Origin of the sequence: Microbacterium sp. NPDC087665, assembly GCF_044743285.1 — a bacterium.
GTDB lineage: Bacteria > Actinomycetota > Actinomycetes > Actinomycetales > Microbacteriaceae > Microbacterium.
On sequence record NZ_JBIUWD010000008.1, the window covers coordinates 91,609 to 105,438 of the forward strand.

A 13,830-nucleotide genomic window follows, 5' to 3' on the forward strand; every position below is an offset into this window, starting at 1 on the left:
TCGTCCATAGAGTCAGGAGTCCTCATGACTGCAGCATCCCCCACCTCTCATGACTCCGAACCGACGTGCGATGAAGCGCCCACGGTGGAGTCCACCCCTGTCGAGCCGACGTACGAGCGCGTCGACCTCGATCGCTACGTCGTGCTCGACGACGGCCCCATCGGCTACGTCGAGGTCGTGGCGCAGGTCTTCGTCTGTTACGCCGGCCACCCCTACCCCCGAGCGGCCGAGATCGCGCAGGTGTACGACTTCTCGGAGGCCGTGAAGACGGTCATCGAATATGTCGCGTCATCTCGTGACCCTAAGCTCTCCGCATGAGCCTTGAAATCTGGCCGGGGTCGGCATATCCATTGGGTGCGACCTTCGACGGGCAGGGAACGAACTTCGCCCTGTTCAGCGAGGGAGCGGATCGCGTCGAGCTGTGCCTGTTCGAAGAGGACGGCACCGAGCAGCGCGTGGAACTCACCGAGGTCGACGCCTTCGTGTGGCACGGCTATCTGCCGTCGGTGCAGCCCGGGCAGCTGTACGGCTATCGGGTGCACGGCCCCTTCGACCCGGAACAGGGCAAGCGGTTCAACCCGAACAAGCTGCTGCTCGACCCCTACGCCAAGGCGGTCGCCGGCAGCATCGACTGGGGGCAGTCGCTGTTCGGCTACGACTTCGGCGACCCGGATTCCCGCAACGACGACGACTCCGCCGCCGCGATGGCGAAGGGCGTCGTCATCAATCCGTTCTTCGAGTGGGCCGGTGACCGGCAGCCGAAGACCCCGTATGCGCAGAGCGTGATCTACGAAGCGCATGTGAAGGGGCTCACCGAACTGCACCCGGAGATCCCCGAAGAGCTGCGCGGCACCTACGCGGGCATCGCGCATCCGGCGATCATCGATCATCTGGTGCGCCTCGGCGTCACCGCCCTCGAGCTCATGCCGGTGCACCAGTTCGTGAACGATTCGGTGCTGCAGGACAAGGGGCTCTCGAACTACTGGGGCTACAACACCCTCGGATTCTTCGCTCCGCACAACCTCTACGCGTCGAGCGGCGACGACGGGCAGCAGGTTCAGGAGTTCAAGGCGATGGTGCGCACGCTGCATGCCGCCGGCATCGAGGTCATCCTCGACGTGGTCTACAACCACACCGCCGAGGGCAATCACCTGGGCCCGACGATCTCGATGCGCGGCATCGACAACGAGGCGTACTACCGGCTCGAAGAGGACAAGCGCTTCTACACCGACTACACCGGCACGGGGAACAGCCTGAACGCGGGCAGCCCGCACGCGCTGCAGCTGCTGATGGATTCGCTGCGGTACTGGGTCACCGAGATGCACGTCGACGGGTTCCGCTTCGACCTCGCATCGGCGCTCGCCCGCGAGTTCTACGACGTCGACCGTCTCGCGGCGTTCTTCGAACTCGTGCAGCAGGACCCGATCGTGTCGCAGGTGAAGCTGATCGCCGAGCCGTGGGACATCGGCCCCGGCGGGTATCAGGTCGGCAACTTCCCTCCGCAGTGGTCGGAGTGGAACGGCAAGTACCGCGACACGGTGCGCGATTTCTGGCGCGGCGAACCGCAGGCGCTCGGCGAGTTCGCGTCGCGTCTGACGGGCTCGGCCGACCTCTACGAGCATTCGGCCCGGCGCCCGGTCGCCTCGATCAACTTCGTCACGGCGCACGACGGCTTCACGCTGCGCGACCTCGTCTCGTACAACGAGAAGCACAACGAGGCGAACGGCGAGGACAACAACGACGGAGAATCGCACAACCGTTCCGACAACATGGGCGTGGAGGGACCGACCGACGATGTCGACGTGAACCGTCGTCGCGCTCGTCAGCAGCGCAACTTCCTCGCCACCCTGCTGCTGTCGCAGGGCGTGCCGATGATCGCGCACGGCGATGAGCTGGGGCGCACCCAGCACGGCAACAACAACGGATACGCGCAGGACAACGAGACCACGTGGGTCGACTGGGCATCGGCCGATCTCCCGCTGGTCGAGTTCACCGTGGCGGTCGCGCGACTGCGGCGCGAGCATCCGACGTTCCGACGCAGCCGATTCTTCAACGGCCGCCCGGTGCGTGCCGAAGACGGCGAGCGCGTGCCCGACGTGGTCTGGTTGCGACCCGACGGCGTGATGATGCAGCCGGAGGACTGGGACTCGGGCTTCGGCCTCGCGGTCGGGATGTTCCTGAACGGCGGCGGCATCCGCGAGAAAGACCTGCGGGGGCGGCCGGTGACCGACGTCAACTTCCTCGTGTACTTCAACAGCGGCGATGAGCATGTCGATCTGGTTCTGCCCGACCGGCGGTACGGCGAACGCTGGCACATCGTGGTCGACACCGCGGGCGAGAAGGCGAACGGGCCCTCGACCGCGGCCGGCACGCAGCTCGTGCTCGAGTCGAGGTCGCTGCTGGTGCTGCAGCAGGTCGATGCGGTGGAACTCTCGACCGATGACTCGGTCGACGCCTCACTGCGCGCCCAGAACGAGCACGTCATCGCGCCGGCTCCTCACGCGGAGGTTCGCACGTCATGACGCGGCGCCCCCTGTCGACCTACCGACTGCAGATCAGTCCGCGGTTCCCGCTGGGGGATGCCGCGGCGGTGACCGAGTACCTCGCGGAGCTCGGGGCGTCGTGGGCGTACCTCTCGCCGCTGCTCGCCTCGGTGTCGGGTTCCGACCACGGCTATGACGTGGTCGACCACTCCCGCGTCGACACGGCGCGGGGAGGCGAAGAGGGCCTCGAGACCTTCGTGGCGGCCGCCCGGGCCGCAGGCCTCGGCATCCTGGTCGACACGGTTCCCAACCATGTGGGAGTCGCGGTTCCGCGACAGAACCCGTGGTGGTGGGACGTGCTGCGTCTCGGTCGCGCATCGCGGCACGCGGTGGCGTTCGACGTGGACTGGCGCATCGGCGAGGGCAGGGTGCGCCTGCCCATTCTGGGTGCGCAGCCGGCGGAGATCATCGCCGCCGGCGATCTCGTCGTCGACACGACCCCTGCCGACGACGCCCCCGACGGCACGCTGACGTACTTCGATCACGTGCTGCCGCTCGCTCCCGGAACGGGGGAGCACGCCCACGATCTGCCGGCGCTGCTTGCCGCCCAGAACTACGAGCTGCGTTTCTGGCAGGACCAGAACGCCGAGCTCAACTACCGTCGGTTCTTCGCGGTCTCCGAGCTCGCCGGCATCCGTGTCGAGCTGCCCGACGTGTTCGACGAGTCCCATGCCGAGATCGTGCGGTGGCTGCGGGCCGGGCTCGCCGATGGACTGCGGGTCGATCATCCGGACGGACTCGCCGATCCGGGCGGCTACCTGGAGCGGTTGGCGGATGCCACGGGCGGGGTCTACACGCTCGTCGAGAAGATCCTCGAGCCGGGCGAGGAGCTGCCGTCGTGGTGGCACACCGACGGCACGACGGGGTACGACGCGCTGGCCGAGATCGACCGGCTGTTCGTCGACGCGGACGGGGTCGACGCGCTCACCCGTCTCGACGTGCGTCTACGCGCGCAGACGAATCTCGCCGAGGCGCTGTCGTGGCCCGACCTGATCCACTCGACCAAGCGCATGATCGCCGAAGAGCTGCTGGCCTCGGAGGTGCGACGGCTGGTCGGGTCTCTGCCGTTCGGAATCGTCGACGCGGACGATGCTCTGGTCGAACTCGTGGCGTGCTTCCCGGTCTATCGCTCGTATCTGCCCGCCGGGCGCGCGCACCTGCAGCATGCGTTCGCCGAGGCGCGGCGGCGGCGGCCCGAACTCGAGCAGGCCTTCGCCGAACTCGAGCCGATTCTCACCGACCCGACGCTCGAGGCCGCCGTGCGGTTCCCGCAGGTGAGCGGTGCGGTCATGGCGAAGGGCGTCGAAGACACGGCGTTCTACCGGTACACGCGCCTGGGCACGCTCACCGAGGTGGGGGCCGACCCGTCGATCGCCGCGCTCTCGACCCAGGAGTTCCACGAGGCGCAGAGCGCACGGCTCGCCGCCTGGCCGCACTCGATGACGACGCTGTCGACGCACGACACGAAGCGCTCCGAAGATGTGCGCGCGCGACTCACGGTGCTCTCCGAGATGCCCGATCGGTGGGCCGAGGTTCTCGATGAACTGCGAGGGATCGCCTCAACCGGTCATGGTCCGCTCGATGCGCTGCTGTGGCAGGCAGTCGTCGGTGCCTGGCCGATCTCGTCGGAGCGACTGCTGGCCTACGCCACGAAGGCCGCCCGGGAAGCTGCCGAGTCGACGTGGTGGCAGCATCCGGATGCCGAGTTCGAGAAGGGGCTCGCAGCCATCGCAGAGGCGGCCAACGGCTCGGCCTCCCACATCGTGTCGGCCTTCGTCGACGAGATCGTGGATGCCGGACGCTCGAACTCCCTGTCGGCGAAGCTGCTGCAGCTCACCGGCCCCGGCGTGCCCGACGTGTATCAGGGCACCGAGCTGTGGGACCTGTCGCTCGTCGACCCCGACAACCGTCGTCCGGTGGACTTCGCCGCACGCGCACGTCTGCTGAAAGACCTCGACGCCGACGTGGCCCGCGGCACGCTCCCGCCGATCGACGACTCGGGCCGCGCGAAGCTACTCGTGACGTCGCGTGCCCTGCGGCTGCGGCGCGACAACCCGGAGCTGTTCGGCATCTACCGGCCGGGTGTCGTCGTGGGCGAAGCATCCGATCACGCGGTCGCGGTTCACCGCGGCGGAGTCACCGCGGTGGCGACCCGACTGCCGGTAGGGCTGTCGCGTCGCGGCGGATGGGGCGATACCCAGCTCATGCGGCCCGACATCGCCGCCGTCGACGTGCTGACCGGCAGGCGCATCGCGCCGGGGCCGGTGCGACTCGCCGAACTCTTGGAGACCTATCCCGTGGCACTGCTGGAGGACGCACGATGATCGAGGTCTGGGCGCCGCGGGCGCAGCGGATGCGGGTGCGACGCGTGTCTGCGGACGGCGCGACGATCGACGAGCGCGATCTGGTCGCTTCGACGTCGGATGCCCTCGACACGGGATGGTGGAGCACCGATCTCGCGCTCGCCGACGGGGAGCAGTACGGGTTCCTGATCGATGACGGCGCGCAGCTGCGGCCCGATCCGCGATCTCGTCGTCAGCCGTCCGGCGTGCACGGCCCCTCGGCCGCCTTCGATGCGACGGACTTCGAGTGGACCGACGAGTCGTGGACCGGGCGGCAGCTCGCCGGCGGCGTGATCTACGAGCTGCACCTGGGAACGTTCACGCCCGAGGGCACTCTCGAGTCGGCCATCGGGCGGCTCGACCACCTCGTCGACGTCGGCATCACGCATGTCGAGCTGCTGCCGGTCAACGCCTTCAACGGCCAGTGGAACTGGGGCTACGACGGGGTGCTCTGGTACGCCGTGCACGAGGGCTATGGCGGGCCGCGGGCCTACCAGCGCTTCGTGGATGCCGCGCACGCCCGTGGTCTCGCGGTGATCCAAGACGTGGTGTACAACCACCTCGGCCCGAGCGGCAACTACCTGCCCGAGTTCGGCCCCTATCTGCGCGATGGGCAGCGCAACACCTGGGGCGATTCGGTGAACCTCGACGAGCCGGCGGTGCGCGAGTTCATCATCGAGAACGCGCTCATGTGGATGCGCGACTTCCACGTCGACGGCCTGCGCCTCGACGCCGTGCACGCCCTGCACGACGACCAGCCGGTGCACATCCTGCAGGAACTCGCCGAGCGGACCGATGCTCTCTCGGCCCATCAGCTGCGCCCCCTCACCCTGATCGCCGAGTCCGACCTCAACGACCCGACGCTCATCCTTCCGCGCGAGGCCGGCGGATACGGTCTGACGGCCCAGTGGTCTGACGACTGGCACCACGCCGCCCACGTCGCGCTCACCGGGGAGACCACCGGATACTACGAAGATTTCGCCGCGGCGGATGCCCTCGTCAAGGTGACGCAGAGCGGCTTCTTCCACGACGGGAGCTTCTCGTCTTTCCGCGGGCGTCCGCACGGGAAGCCGATCCCTCCGGAGGTGCCGGCCTGGCGTCTGGTCACCTTCGCGCAGGACCACGATCAGATCGGCAACCGTGCGACGGGCGATCGGTTGTCGGCGACGCTCTCGGCGGATCGTCTCGCGGTCGCCGCGGTGCTCACTCTCACCGCACCGGGAACGCCGATGCTGTTCATGGGCGAGGAGTGGGGAGCATCCACCCCCTGGCAGTTCTTCACCTCGCACCCCGAACCGGAACTCGGGCGGGCGACGGCCGAGGGGCGCATCGCGGAGTTCGCGCGCATGGGCTGGGACCCTGCCACGGTGCCCGACCCGCAGGACCCCGCGACGTTCGAGCGTTCGCACCTCGACTGGAGCGAACTCGCGCAGCCTGCGCACGAGCGGCTGCACGACCTCTACCGCGACCTCATCGCCCTGCGCCGCGAGCGCCCGGAACTCACCGACCCCGACATGACCCACAACCGGGTCACGGTCGAGATGAGCGCGGCCTCCGCAGGCAACAGTCCCGACGCCCGCGTCTACCGGATCCACCGCGGCCCCGCCTCGGTGCTGGTGAACCTCTCGCCCGACGACGCCTCGTTCGAGGTCGGACCAGACGCCGCCGTGCTGCTGTCGACCGCCGAGGTGCGGGTCGAGACGGGCCGGGTGACCGTGCCGTCCGAGGCCGCCGCCGTCGTCGCTCCGGGCCCGGGAGCCCTCTCGGGGTGAGAAGCTAGAAGGATGAGCACTTCGTCCGTCACCGCACCGGCCACCCCGCTGAGCGACGACGAGGTGCGACTGCTCCGGGCGGACTTCCCGATCCTGTCGAGCGAGGTGCAGGGGCATCCGCTCGCGTACCTCGATTCTGGGGCGACCTCGCAGCGTCCGTTCGCCGTGCTCGACGCCGAGCGCGAGTTCGCGACCACGTTCAACTCCGCCGTGCACCGTGGCGCGCACACGCTCGCCGCCGAGGCGACGGAGCTGTTCGAGGATGCCCGCAGCACGGTCGCCCGCTTCATCGGCGCCGACGACGACGAGATCGTCTGGACCTCGAACGCCACCGAGGCCATCAACCTCGTCGCCTACTCCCTCTCGAACGCGTCTCTCGGCCGCGGGAGAGCGGCCGCCGAGCCGCTGCATCTGCGCGCCGGTGACGAGATCGTCACCACCGAGATGGAGCACCACGCCAACCTCATCCCGTGGCAGGAGCTCGCGTTCCGCACCGGCGCGACCCTGCGCGTGATCCCGCTCGACGACGACGGAGCCCTGCGCCTCGACACCCTCGCCGCGCACATCACCGATCGGGCGAAGATCGTCGCCGTCACCCACGTCTCGAACGTGCTCGGCGTCATCAACCCGGTCGAGCAGATCATCGCGCGGGCCCGCGAGGTGGGCGCTCTCGTGCTGCTCGACGCCTGCCAGTCGGCCCCGCACCTGCCGCTCGACGTGCGCGCTCTCGACGTCGACTTCGCCGTGCTCTCCGGCCACAAGATGCTCGGACCGACCGGTGTCGGCGCGCTCTACGGTCGGCGTGAGCTGCTCGAGATCATGCCGCCGTTCCTCACCGGCGGATCGATGATCACCACCGTCACCACCACCGAGGCCGAGTACCTGCCGCCGCCCCAGCGCTTCGAGGCCGGCACGCAGCGGGTCTCGCAGGCGATCGCGCTCGCCGCGGCCGTCGACTACCTGACGACGGTCGGCATGCCGCGCATCGCCGCCCATGAGGCCCAGCTCGGTGCGCGTCTTCTCGAGGGTCTGCGGGCGATCGACGGCGTGCGCGTGCTCGGCGCCGACATCGACCTGCCGCGCGTGGGCCTCGCCAGCTTCGACGTCACCGGCATCCATTCGCACGACGTCGGCCAGTTCCTCGACGACCGCGGCATCGCCGTGCGGGTCGGGCACCACTGCGCACAGCCGCTGCACCGGCGTCTCGGCGTCACCTCGTCGACGCGGGCGAGCACCTATCTCTACACCACCGAGGCCGAGGTGGATGCCGTGATCGACGGTGTCGCCCAGGCGATCGACTTCTTCGGAGCACACGCATGACATCCGGCGACCTGCAGAACCTGTACCAGGAGCTGATCCTCGATCACTCCCGCACCCCGCACGGCTTCGGCCTGCGCGACGAGATCGCGGCCCAGTCGCACCAGGTCAACCCGACCTGCGGCGACGAGGTGACTCTGCAGGTGCACCGCGCCGACGACGGCTCGATCGAGGCGATCGCGTGGGAGGGGCACGGGTGTGCGATCTCGCAGGCATCCGCTTCTCTGCTCGCGGAACTCGCCGAGGGTCTGAGCGTCGACGACCTCGAGATCCGCATCGCGGCGTTCCGCGAGGCGATGCGCTCGCGCGGAAAGATCGAGCCCGACGAAGAGCTGCTCGGCGACGCCGCCGCACTCGGCGGGGTGTCGAAGTACGTCGCCCGGGTGAAGTGCGCGATGCTCGCCTGGGTCGCCGCTGAAGACGCGCTGCACAAGTCGGCGTGATCTCTCGTCCGGCGGCCGCGCGCGGGAGAGGATGAACGTATGACGGTGCAGCTGCTTCCCCTCGCTCCCGAGCAGTTCGACGCGTGGCGGTCGGGCACACGGGAGCGTCTGATCCGTCTGCGGCAGGACTCCGGCGCTCGCCCGGGGCAGGATGCCGTGGATCAGGCCGATCAGTACTTCGAGGAGCTGTTGTCCGAGGGCCTGCAGACCGCGTCGGCGCGCATCTCGCGCATCGTCGACGACGCGAACGGCGACCTCGGAACGGTGTGGCTCGGACTCAACGCCACGCGACTTTTCGTCGTCGATCTGGCGTTCGCGCGCGAGGTGTCGGAGGCGCAGAACGACGACCTGATGGCGGCGGTTCTGGCCGTCGCGCGCGACGCGGGGGTCACGAGCATCAGCATGGGCGTGTTCCCGCAGGATGCCGGAGGCCACCGCTTCCTCGCGGGGCGAGGGTTCTCGCCGTCGTCGATCCAGATGCTGCTCGATCCGATCCGGGAGCGGGAGCCTTCCGGTGACATCGAGGTCGTGCGCATGGCCCCGGAGCGCTTCGAGCGCTTCACCGCCGAGTCTCTGCAGGCCTTCGCGCAGGACCTCGTCGATTCCGGACGTCTGGCGATGGACGAGGCGCAGGTCGAGTCGCGCCGCCAGTTCGAGAAGGAGCTCCCGCAGGGGTTGGCGACACCGGGCCAGGCGCTGTTCGTCGGCACGGTCGACGGTGCAGAGATCGGCATCCTGTGGATCGGTCTGCGCGAGCGCGACGGTCACCCGCACGCGTTCATCCTCGACATCGAGGTCGCCGCCGATCAGCGTCGTCGCGGCTACGGGCGGCAGCTGATGCTCGCCGCCGAGAGCGAGGCGCGGCGCGAGGGCGCCGCGTCGATCGGACTGCACGTGTTCGGCTTCAACCACGGAGCCGTCGCTCTGTACGAAGAACTGGGCTACCGCCGTACCGAAGAACTGTTCATCCGCGAGCTCTGAGCTGCACGTCGCCGTGTGACGTCTGGGGAATACCGCTGTGCCGCAGGCGTTGGCACACCACATGACTACTCTCGGAATCATCGGTGCAGGACACATCGGCTCACAGGTCGCTCGCGTGGCAGTGGCCGCAGGCTACGACGTCGTGATCGCGAACTCGCGCGGGCCGGAGACGCTCGCCGCCCTCGTCGAAGAACTCGGACCCAAGGCGAAGGCGGCCACCGCGGTCGAAGCCGGAGAAGCGGGCGACGTCGTCGTCGTCACCGTGCCGTTGCGCGCGATCGACCAGGTGCCGGCCGAGCCGCTCGCCGGCAAGATCGTGCTCGACACGAACAACTACTACTTCGAGCGCGACGGCCACATCGACGCCCTCGACAACGGCGAGACGACGACCTCCGAGATCGTGCAGGCCCACCTTCCCACCTCGCGCATCGCGAAGGCCTTCAACCACATCTACGCCCGCGACATCACGGCAGACGGCACCCCGGCCGGAACCCCCGATCGTCGCGCCCTGGCGACCGCGGGTGACGACGCCGACGCGATCGAGTTCATCACCCGCTTCTATGACGAGGTCGGATTCGACACCGTCAACGTCGGCCCGCTCAGCGAATCGTGGCGCGTCGAGCGCGACCGCCCCGCCTATGTCGTGCGACAGAACGCCGAAGAACTCACCGCGAACCTCGCGCTCGCCAACCGCCTGCCCTGAGCGCAGCCGGATAAGAGGGGCGGATGCTGACGGCATCCGCCCCTCTTTGCATGCCCTGAGCGTGCCACCGCGTCATGTGGGATACCAAAGTTGGTGATTCGGCTGATGAGTGCGAGAATTCCGGCATGACGGGGGCGGGGGCTACCGGCGAATTGGAGTCGGTGCGAGTCACGCGCATACTGCGCGACGACATCGTGTTGGGTCGTCGCGCCCCGGGGTCGCGACTCGTCGAGCGCGACATCGCCGCCGAACTGAACGTCTCGCGGTTGCCGGTGCGCGAAGCGATCAAGTCGCTGGTGGGCGAGGGAGTGGTCGTCGCGAGGCCGCGAACATGGGCCGTGGTGCGCGAGTTCACGCTGCGCGACATCCAGGATTTCGCCGAGGTGCGCGAAGCGATCGAGACGCTGATCTTCGTGTTCGCCGCCGAACGGCACGACGATGCGGGCATCGCACGCATGCGCGATGCCTACGAGCGCGAACTCGCAGCGGCCATGATCGACGACACCGAGACGGCCCGGATCGCCGCCGGCCAGTTCCACGAATTCGCCGGGAACATCGCCGGTAACGAGATGCTCAGCGAGCTGATCAGCGTCTTCCTCACGCGCCTGCAGTGGTTGTTCGGCCAGCACGACGACCTGCTCGCCATGGCCGAGGAGCACCGCATCATCCTCGAGGCGATGGAGGCGCGAGACGCTGAGGCGCTGCGTGTGCTCATCCCGAAGCACCTCGCGAGCGGGCGCCTCGCCGCCGAGCTCCGCCTCAGCGCCGAGACCGCCGCCCGCTGACGCGCGGTCTCGACGGGGTTTCGTTCATAACTCCTCAAGATCGGCTCGCAATCCGATTTCCGGTGTAGTCCGTTGCACTTCGGGCCTGGTCTTGAGGAGTTATGAAGGGGGCATCCCCGAGCCCGACCGCGGAATCGGGTGTCACGCTCTCTGATCCGCCGCTATATTTGGGCATATTGGGTAGGTTCGCGTTCTCTGGGGAGCGGTATGCGAGGCGTTGCCGTCGTCGTCGGGGGTCTGTTGTTGATCGGGGGAGCGACGGTCGTCGTGCTCGCAGACCAGCAGAGCGCCGCCGAGGTCGCCACGCTGCACGACCAGATCGACCGCACGACCGACCGGCTCGGCGACATCTCCGAAGCCAACCTCACCCTCGCCGAACAGCTCACGGCTCTGCGCTCGCAGATCGCCGAGCAGGAGAGCGAACTCTCCGACACCTCGGGATTCCTGCCGTGATGCGCCGCACGATCGCCGTCACGATCGCTGCGGCGGTCGTCGTGTGCGGCGCCATCGTCGCCCGGGCCGACGGACTCGAGGCCGACCGCGCCGAGGCGGCCGCCGAGCTCATCGCACTCGCCGAGCGGACGGATGCCGCGGCCGGGCGAACCGCCTACCTCGAAGGGGCGGTCGAACGGGCGCAGGACGACACGGCCGATCGGGCCGCGATCCTCGAGGTGCGACCGGCGTTCGTCGCCGAGATCACCGCCTTGAGCGCGGCGTTGGAGGGGGCCGAGGGCAAGGTCGACACAGCGGCCCATCGGGCATCCGCTCTGTCGGCGCAACAGACCGTGCTCGCCGAGCGCGACGACCCTGCGACGGTCACCGCAGCGACCGCGACCGTGCATGCGCTCACCGAGAAGGTCGGTGAGCAGGTCGTCGGCTGGCAGGCGGCGCAGAGCGCCGGGCCCGGCGGCCCGGCATGGGTGAGCAGCGGGCCCGACGGGTATGCCCGCGTGCGCGCGGCGCTCGACCAGGTCGGCGGGGGCGGGGTGGGCCTGTACGAGTCATCGTCGTGCGCCGGAGGCACGGCTCCGGCCTGCGCGAACAGCGGTGGATACATCAAGTACCGGGCCGACCTCGCGAACTGGAGCACCGGACGCCTGCAGTGGGCCATGGCGCACGAGCTCGCGCACATCTACCAGTTCCGCGTCTGGGGAGCCTTGAACTCGTCGGCCGCGTACCGGTCGTCGTTCGGCGGCGACCCGGAGTTCCTGGCGAACTGCATGGCCGTGGTGCGCGGGTATCCGGGTGACGTCGGATGCGATGCCGATCAGCAGGCGTGGGCATCGGGCATCTGGGTGGGCGCGGTGCGCTGAGCGCGACTCGACGCGCCCGCCGCCTCGGCTCAGGCGATCGGGGTCGTGGTGTCGATCGCTTCGCGCAGCGGTCGACGCATGACCTTCCAGTAGCCCGACGGCGACAGGCGGGTGAGCACGTCGATGAGCCGCGCCTCGCGCCCGACCATCGTGCGCGCCCGGCGCCGCACGGTCGCCTGCACGATCCGGGCCGCGGCATCGGCTGGTTCGGTGTGGTACATCTGGGCCTGCGCGGCGGCGGCACGGGTGGCGACCTCGGGGTCGATGGCGGCGGCGTAGCGTCCGTGCAGGATGATGCCGGTGCGCACCCCCGCGGGGTAGATCGCTCCGACCGACACCGAGGTGCCTTCGAGCTCGTGGCGCAGGGCTTCGGAGAACCCGCGCACGGCGTACTTGCTCAGCGCGTAGGGGATGCGTCCGGCCGGCGCCGCGAGGGCGTACACGCTCGCGAGGTGCGTGATGTGTGCGGATGGCGCGGCACGCAGGGCGGGCAGCAGGGCTTTGGTGATGGAGACGGTTCCCCACAGGTTGACGTCGGTGAGCCAGCGCATCTCTTCCATCGTGAGCTGGTCGAGGTTGCCGAGCATCGACGATCCTGCGCAGGTGATGAGCGCGTTGATCCGCGGATGGGCGGCGGTGATGGCGTCGACGGCGGCGAACACGGCGTCGTCGTCGCGCAGGTCGACGATGTGCGTGGTCACTGTCGTGTCGAGCTCGGAGGCGACGGCGTGCAGGGCCTCGGCGTTGTGATCGACGAGCGCCAGGTGCGCTCCCTCCGCGGCGAGCAGACGAGCCACGGCCGCGCCCATTCCGCTGGCGGCGCCGGTGATGACCGTGGTGTTTCTAGCAAGGGCGAGCGGCCTCATGCATCCTCCTCCGGGCGCGATTCGGGTGCGCGCCCTGTGCGTCTGCGCGGGGTGGGAAGAACGGGTTTTTCCCTATTCTGGCCGACACTGCGAGCAAGCGATACCGGTACGCTCGAAGGGAGGAGGTTCCGGTGGGACGAACAGCGGATGCCATCGCCGAAGGCGTCGCGATCGCGACCGCTGCGGCGCGCCTCGCCGTCAAGAATCACATCCTCATGGGCACGATCGCCGAGGATGGCGTCTTCGACACCGAGAACTACATCGCGGATGCCCGGGAGGCACTGCGCGCGATGGCCGAGGAGTCAGAAGCGGCCGCCGCGAACGTCACCGCGCTGCGCAAGCGCGCTCGCGGGCGGCACTCCGACCCGCACGGCACGCACGACTACCGTGACCGCGACGTGCGCAATCTGCGCCGCCGCGCGAAGCAGTCCAGCGGTGTCGCCGCGAAGCTGCGCGAGATGATGAACGACCCCGAGCAGCTCGGCGTGATCGTCGAAGAGGCCCGCGAGGGTGCGTGGGCCGATGTGCGGCACAACCTCGATCGGCGTCTGCGCGTCGAGGGCATGCGTCCCGACCAGGACCCCGATTACGACCGCATGCGCGAAGCGCGGATGCAGGCGCTGCGGCTCGTCGATCTGCAGGCGCTGTCGTCTGTGCAGCGCGCCAAGGCCAAGAACAAGAAGAAGGAGAAGGAGGCGTCCGAGGTCGACTGACGGCCTCGTTTCGCTTTCGCCCCGAGTCTGTTGTAGGCTTATCGTCGGCCCG

The 13,830-nt window shown here is 69.0% G+C and carries 13 protein-coding genes; 12 read left to right on the forward strand and 1 reads right to left on the reverse strand.

The window, feature by feature from the left end; all coding sequences use genetic code 11:
* Positions 1–24 precede the first annotated feature (24 nt).
* The 11 genes from ACIOSY_RS16160 to ACIOSY_RS16210 all read left to right on the forward strand — a co-directional run bounded on the left by ACIOSY_RS16160 (position 25) and on the right by ACIOSY_RS16210 (position 12,199).
* Positions 25–318 (forward strand): hypothetical protein, encoded by a 294-nt coding sequence (locus ACIOSY_RS16160; protein ID WP_400855099.1) that lies wholly within the window; start codon positions 25–27, stop codon positions 316–318.
* Positions 315–2,522, forward strand: a complete 2,208-nt coding sequence (glgX, locus tag ACIOSY_RS16165; RefSeq protein ID WP_400855100.1) for a glycogen debranching protein GlgX — start codon at positions 315–317, stop codon at positions 2,520–2,522. Before ACIOSY_RS16160 ends, glgX begins: the two co-directional genes overlap by 4 nt.
* A complete protein-coding gene (treY, locus tag ACIOSY_RS16170) occupies positions 2,519–4,867 on the forward strand; it encodes a malto-oligosyltrehalose synthase (RefSeq protein ID WP_400855102.1) in 2,349 nt (782 codons plus the stop codon). Before glgX ends, treY begins: the two co-directional genes overlap by 4 nt.
* On the forward strand, positions 4,864–6,657 hold the full coding sequence (gene treZ, locus ACIOSY_RS16175) for a malto-oligosyltrehalose trehalohydrolase (protein WP_400855104.1): 1,794 nt from the start codon (positions 4,864–4,866) through the stop codon (positions 6,655–6,657). Before treY ends, treZ begins: the two co-directional genes overlap by 4 nt.
* A 12-nt stretch (positions 6,658–6,669) precedes the next feature.
* Positions 6,670–7,977, forward strand: coding sequence for a cysteine desulfurase (locus ACIOSY_RS16180; RefSeq protein WP_400855105.1), 1,308 nt, complete (start codon positions 6,670–6,672; stop codon positions 7,975–7,977).
* A complete protein-coding gene (gene sufU / locus ACIOSY_RS16185; RefSeq protein WP_400855106.1) occupies positions 7,974–8,417 on the forward strand; it encodes a Fe-S cluster assembly sulfur transfer protein SufU in 444 nt (147 codons plus the stop codon). The genes ACIOSY_RS16180 and sufU overlap by 4 nt, the downstream gene beginning before the upstream one ends.
* A gap of 39 nt (positions 8,418–8,456) precedes the next feature.
* The gene (locus tag ACIOSY_RS16190) at positions 8,457–9,398 is read left to right on the forward strand and encodes a GNAT family N-acetyltransferase (protein WP_400855108.1); all 942 of its coding nucleotides are present in this window, start codon (positions 8,457–8,459) and stop codon (positions 9,396–9,398) included.
* A 61-nt stretch (positions 9,399–9,459) separates the two neighbouring features.
* Positions 9,460–10,101: an NADPH-dependent F420 reductase gene (locus ACIOSY_RS16195; RefSeq protein ID WP_400855109.1), complete on the forward strand. Its 642-nt coding sequence runs from the start codon at positions 9,460–9,462 to the stop codon at positions 10,099–10,101.
* Between the two features lie 125 nt (positions 10,102–10,226).
* The gene (locus tag ACIOSY_RS16200; RefSeq protein ID WP_400855110.1) at positions 10,227–10,886 is read left to right on the forward strand and encodes a GntR family transcriptional regulator; all 660 of its coding nucleotides are present in this window, start codon (positions 10,227–10,229) and stop codon (positions 10,884–10,886) included.
* A gap of 207 nt (positions 10,887–11,093) precedes the next feature.
* Positions 11,094–11,339 (forward strand): hypothetical protein, encoded by a 246-nt coding sequence (locus tag ACIOSY_RS16205; protein ID WP_400855111.1) that lies wholly within the window; start codon positions 11,094–11,096, stop codon positions 11,337–11,339.
* On the forward strand, positions 11,339–12,199 hold the full coding sequence (locus ACIOSY_RS16210) for a hypothetical protein (RefSeq protein WP_400855112.1): 861 nt from the start codon (positions 11,339–11,341) through the stop codon (positions 12,197–12,199). Before ACIOSY_RS16205 ends, ACIOSY_RS16210 begins: the two co-directional genes overlap by 1 nt.
* Before the next feature lie 29 nt (positions 12,200–12,228).
* Here the strand turns inward: ACIOSY_RS16210 and ACIOSY_RS16215 are convergent, their stop codons facing one another.
* The gene (locus tag ACIOSY_RS16215; RefSeq protein WP_400855114.1) at positions 12,229–13,065 is read right to left on the reverse strand and encodes an SDR family NAD(P)-dependent oxidoreductase; all 837 of its coding nucleotides are present in this window, start codon (positions 13,063–13,065) and stop codon (positions 12,229–12,231) included.
* Positions 13,066–13,196: 131 nt separating this feature from the next.
* Here ACIOSY_RS16215 and ACIOSY_RS16220 point away from each other — a divergent pair, with 131 nt between their 5' ends.
* Positions 13,197–13,778 (forward strand): asparagine synthase, encoded by a 582-nt coding sequence (locus tag ACIOSY_RS16220; protein WP_400855115.1) that lies wholly within the window; start codon positions 13,197–13,199, stop codon positions 13,776–13,778.
* Positions 13,779–13,830: the final 52 nt, after the last annotated feature.

Bases quoted from the DNA above. Each gene is read 5' to 3' on its own strand.
- ACIOSY_RS16200 (WP_400855110.1), top strand. From the start codon at position 10,227: ATGACGGGGGCGGGGGCTACCGGCGAATTGGAGTCGGTGCGAGTCACG.
- glgX (WP_400855100.1), top strand. From the start codon at position 315: ATGAGCCTTGAAATCTGGCCGGGGTCGGCATATCCATTGGGTGCGACC.
- sufU (WP_400855106.1), top strand. From the start codon at position 7,974: ATGACATCCGGCGACCTGCAGAACCTGTACCAGGAGCTGATCCTCGAT.
- ACIOSY_RS16180 (WP_400855105.1), top strand. From the start codon at position 6,670: ATGAGCACTTCGTCCGTCACCGCACCGGCCACCCCGCTGAGCGACGAC.
- ACIOSY_RS16195 (WP_400855109.1), top strand. From the start codon at position 9,460: ATGACTACTCTCGGAATCATCGGTGCAGGACACATCGGCTCACAGGTC.
- treZ (WP_400855104.1), top strand. From the start codon at position 4,864: ATGATCGAGGTCTGGGCGCCGCGGGCGCAGCGGATGCGGGTGCGACGC.
- ACIOSY_RS16210 (WP_400855112.1), top strand. From the start codon at position 11,339: ATGCGCCGCACGATCGCCGTCACGATCGCTGCGGCGGTCGTCGTGTGC.
- ACIOSY_RS16160 (WP_400855099.1), top strand. From the start codon at position 25: ATGACTGCAGCATCCCCCACCTCTCATGACTCCGAACCGACGTGCGAT.
- ACIOSY_RS16205 (WP_400855111.1), top strand. From the start codon at position 11,094: ATGCGAGGCGTTGCCGTCGTCGTCGGGGGTCTGTTGTTGATCGGGGGA.
- ACIOSY_RS16215 (WP_400855114.1), bottom strand. From the start codon at position 13,065: ATGAGGCCGCTCGCCCTTGCTAGAAACACCACGGTCATCACCGGCGCC.
- ACIOSY_RS16190 (WP_400855108.1), top strand. From the start codon at position 8,457: ATGACGGTGCAGCTGCTTCCCCTCGCTCCCGAGCAGTTCGACGCGTGG.
- treY (WP_400855102.1), top strand. From the start codon at position 2,519: ATGACGCGGCGCCCCCTGTCGACCTACCGACTGCAGATCAGTCCGCGG.